The sequence below is a fragment of the Sphingobium sp. WR1 genome (assembly GCF_059693745.1).
On the sequence record NZ_JCATID010000070.1, the window covers coordinates 1 to 2,700 of the forward strand.

Genomic DNA, 2,700 nt, shown 5'->3' on the forward strand with positions numbered 1-2,700 from the left:
GAACGATGGACATGATCGTACCCAGTTGGCGCCGATGGGGCGAGCGGCGCTGGAGGCCATAGGATCCGATCAACTCACGGTGTTGGCGGATCGCGGCTATTACAACGGTGCGCAGGTGCTGGAATGCGCAGGAACGGGTGTCTTGCCTTGCGTGCCGAAGGTCGACACCACAGGTCGGGCAAAGCACGGCCATTTCACGAAGCCCGACTTCATCTACGATGCCGTCCATGATCATTACACCTGCCCAGCCGGTGCTCACCTGACCCGCGGCAGGGTCCGCGTCGATCATCACGGTGACATTGACCAGTATCGCAATCTCGCTGCCTGCCCCGCCTGCCAACTCCGGCCTCGCTGCACGCCAGAGAAAGTGAAGCGCGTAAAGCGGTGGACCCATGAGGCGGTACTGGATGAGATGCAGCAGCGGCTCGACAGGCTGCCTGACGCCATGGGCTTGCGTCGACAGACCATAGAACGCCAACAAAACGTGCTTCGCGGCAGCCAGGGCGGTTGCCGCGCGCCATGGCGCGACCGTGTCGGAGGTTGCGCTCGCCTATCTGATGAACCAGCCGCAACAGGTGATCCCGATCTTCGGCGCGTCCAGTCCGGCACGGGTGGAGGAGAGCGTAGGGGCGGCCAGGCTTACCCTGTCGACCGACGAACTGGCCGAACTACGCGCCGCATAAATCGCGGCGCACCGGGACGGGACGGTCAGGCCGCCCCGTCCTCTCCATGCAAGGCGCGACGCAGGGCAGCGACGGCGTCCCGCTTCATCCGCAGGGACGCCGGTGCATCGGGCAGCACGTCGAAGCCATGATAGGCGCCGGCATGGACATGGAGTTCGGTGGCCACGCCCGCCTCGATCAGGCGGCGGGCATAGTCCATGTCTTCGACCAGAAACAGGTCGAGCGCACCAACCGCGATGAACGCGGGCGGCAGACCGGTCAGGTCGGTCGCACGGGCGGGCGCGGCATAGGGGGATATGTCGGCCCCGCCCGGCGCCTGCCCCAGAAGCGAGCGCCAGCCAAAGGCATTGGCCTGCGGGGTCCAGACAAAGGCGCCCAGATGATCGACCAGCCGTGCGATGCAGGTGCGATCGTCAAGCATCGGATAAATGAGATTCTGGTGCGCGATCGCCGGGCCGCCCCGATCGCGCGCCAGCAGGCAGAGCGCCGCCGCCAGCCCGCCGCCAGCGCTTTCGCCGCGCACCGCGATGCGCGTCGGATCGATGCCGAGTTGCGCCGCCTGATCATGGAGCCAGCCAAGCGCCGCATAGCAATCCTCGACCGCGCCAGGAGCGACCGTTTCGGGAGCCAGCCGGTAGTCCACCGAGATGATCACCGCCCCGACCGCCGCCGCCAGCAGCAGGTTGGAGCCATGGTTGGTGGCGACCGATCCCATCACATAGCCGCCGCCGTGAATGTGAAGGATGGCGGGCAGTGTGACGGACGCGCCGGCAGGCGTGTAGATGCGCACCGATATATGGCGGCCGTCCGCTGTCGCCACATGATCCTCGCGCCAGGTGACGCCGGTTCCTTCCGGTTCCGGCGCCATCGCCGTCATCTGTTCCATGCCCTGGCGGATCGCGAGCAGACTCTGCGCATTGAGGTCGAGAGCCGGCATCAGGTCCAGACCCGGCAGCAGGGCCGGATCAACGAGGTCATGCATCATCTTCGTCCTATTGTTCATCTTTGCCTGTCACCGATGGGTAACGCCGGCCGGCGGCACCATCATCGTCCAATTGGAGGAGGCAATTGCGCGCCGCTTTCACCGCCGCGCGGGCGCGTTCCAGCGCGGACATGCCGGCGTCGAGAGCCGCCTGCCGGGGCGTTTCCACGCTGATCGGGACATGCGGCGCCAGCGCGGCCGCGAAGGCGCGAATGTCGAAACCGCCTTCGCCGGGCAACTGGCGCTGGAGGCCTGCTTCCCATTCGATCCGATCGGGCGGCATCTCCGCCGGTCCGTCGGAAAGCTGGGCGATGCGGATCGAAGGATGCGCGAGCAGCGCCATGCTGGCCGCCACATCGCCACCGCGCATGATATGCAGCAGATCGGCGGTGACGCCGACATCCGTGCGACCGATCCGCTCGATTTCAGCAAGCGCTTGCGCGAGGGTGCGAACCTGCGAGGGCGGGTAGAATTCGATGGCAAGGCCGATGCCATAGGGCGCGGCGAGTTCGGCGAGTTCGGCCAGTTTCCCGGCGCGCCGGGCGGGATCGCGATCATAGCACAGGACATTGGCGAGCGGGGCGCCCAGTTCCGCACCGGCCTCCAGCGCGGGCGCGAAATCGGCGACGATCGTGCGCCCGGCCATGGTGAAGGGATAGAGGAGGTCAATGGTGATATTGTTCTGCGCCAGCGCGTTCCGGGTGGTCCGACGTGCGCCGCGATCGGTGATGAGATCATAGCGCGGCATCGCAGGCAAAACGTCCATCGCATGAAGGAAGGGGCATATGCCGGTGCAGCCCGTCGCGGCGGCAAGCTCTGCAAGCCGCCACGGGGTCGTGTCGGTTACGGTAAGATGATCGAGCGACAGGCTTCTCTGCGCCGTCACGCACCCCTCCTCCTTCTCTTTATCGGTCCGGTCGGACCATATCGCCCGACCGGAGCGCTGATCAGGCTGTTTCGCGCGCCTTGAGCATGTCGAGCGCGACATCGACGATCATATCCTCCTGCCCGCCGACCATTTTGCGGCGGCCGAGT

General features: G+C 66.2%; 4 protein-coding genes and 1 pseudogene. 2 read left to right on the forward strand and 3 right to left on the reverse strand.

Translation table 11 applies throughout. The features are described 5' to 3' along the window. Positions 1-505, forward strand: a pseudogene (locus AC58EF_RS28315) (transposase); the annotation flags it as partial. A gap of 25 nt (positions 506-530) precedes the next feature. Continuing rightward, on the forward strand, positions 531-683 hold the full coding sequence (locus AC58EF_RS28320; RefSeq protein WP_497279685.1) for an aldo/keto reductase: 153 nt from the start codon (positions 531-533) through the stop codon (positions 681-683). A 25-nt stretch (positions 684-708) separates the two neighbouring features. Here the strand turns inward: AC58EF_RS28320 and AC58EF_RS28325 are convergent, their stop codons facing one another. The 3 genes from AC58EF_RS28325 to AC58EF_RS28335 form a co-directional block, all read right to left on the reverse strand. Continuing rightward, complete coding sequence (locus AC58EF_RS28325) at positions 709-1,665, reverse strand: alpha/beta hydrolase (RefSeq protein WP_497279686.1); 957 nt, start codon at positions 1,663-1,665, stop codon at positions 709-711. 10 nt (positions 1,666-1,675) lie between these two features. Beyond that, on the reverse strand, positions 1,676-2,551 hold the full coding sequence (locus AC58EF_RS28330; protein ID WP_497279687.1) for a sugar phosphate isomerase/epimerase family protein: 876 nt from the start codon (positions 2,549-2,551) through the stop codon (positions 1,676-1,678). A gap of 61 nt (positions 2,552-2,612) precedes the next feature. Next, a partial coding sequence (locus tag AC58EF_RS28335; protein WP_497279688.1) for a hypothetical protein occupies positions 2,613-2,700 on the reverse strand: 88 nt, incomplete at its 5' end.

Bases quoted from the DNA above. Each gene is read 5' to 3' on its own strand.
- AC58EF_RS28325 (WP_497279686.1), bottom strand. From the start codon at position 1,665: ATGCATGACCTCGTTGATCCGGCCCTGCTGCCGGGTCTGGACCTGATG.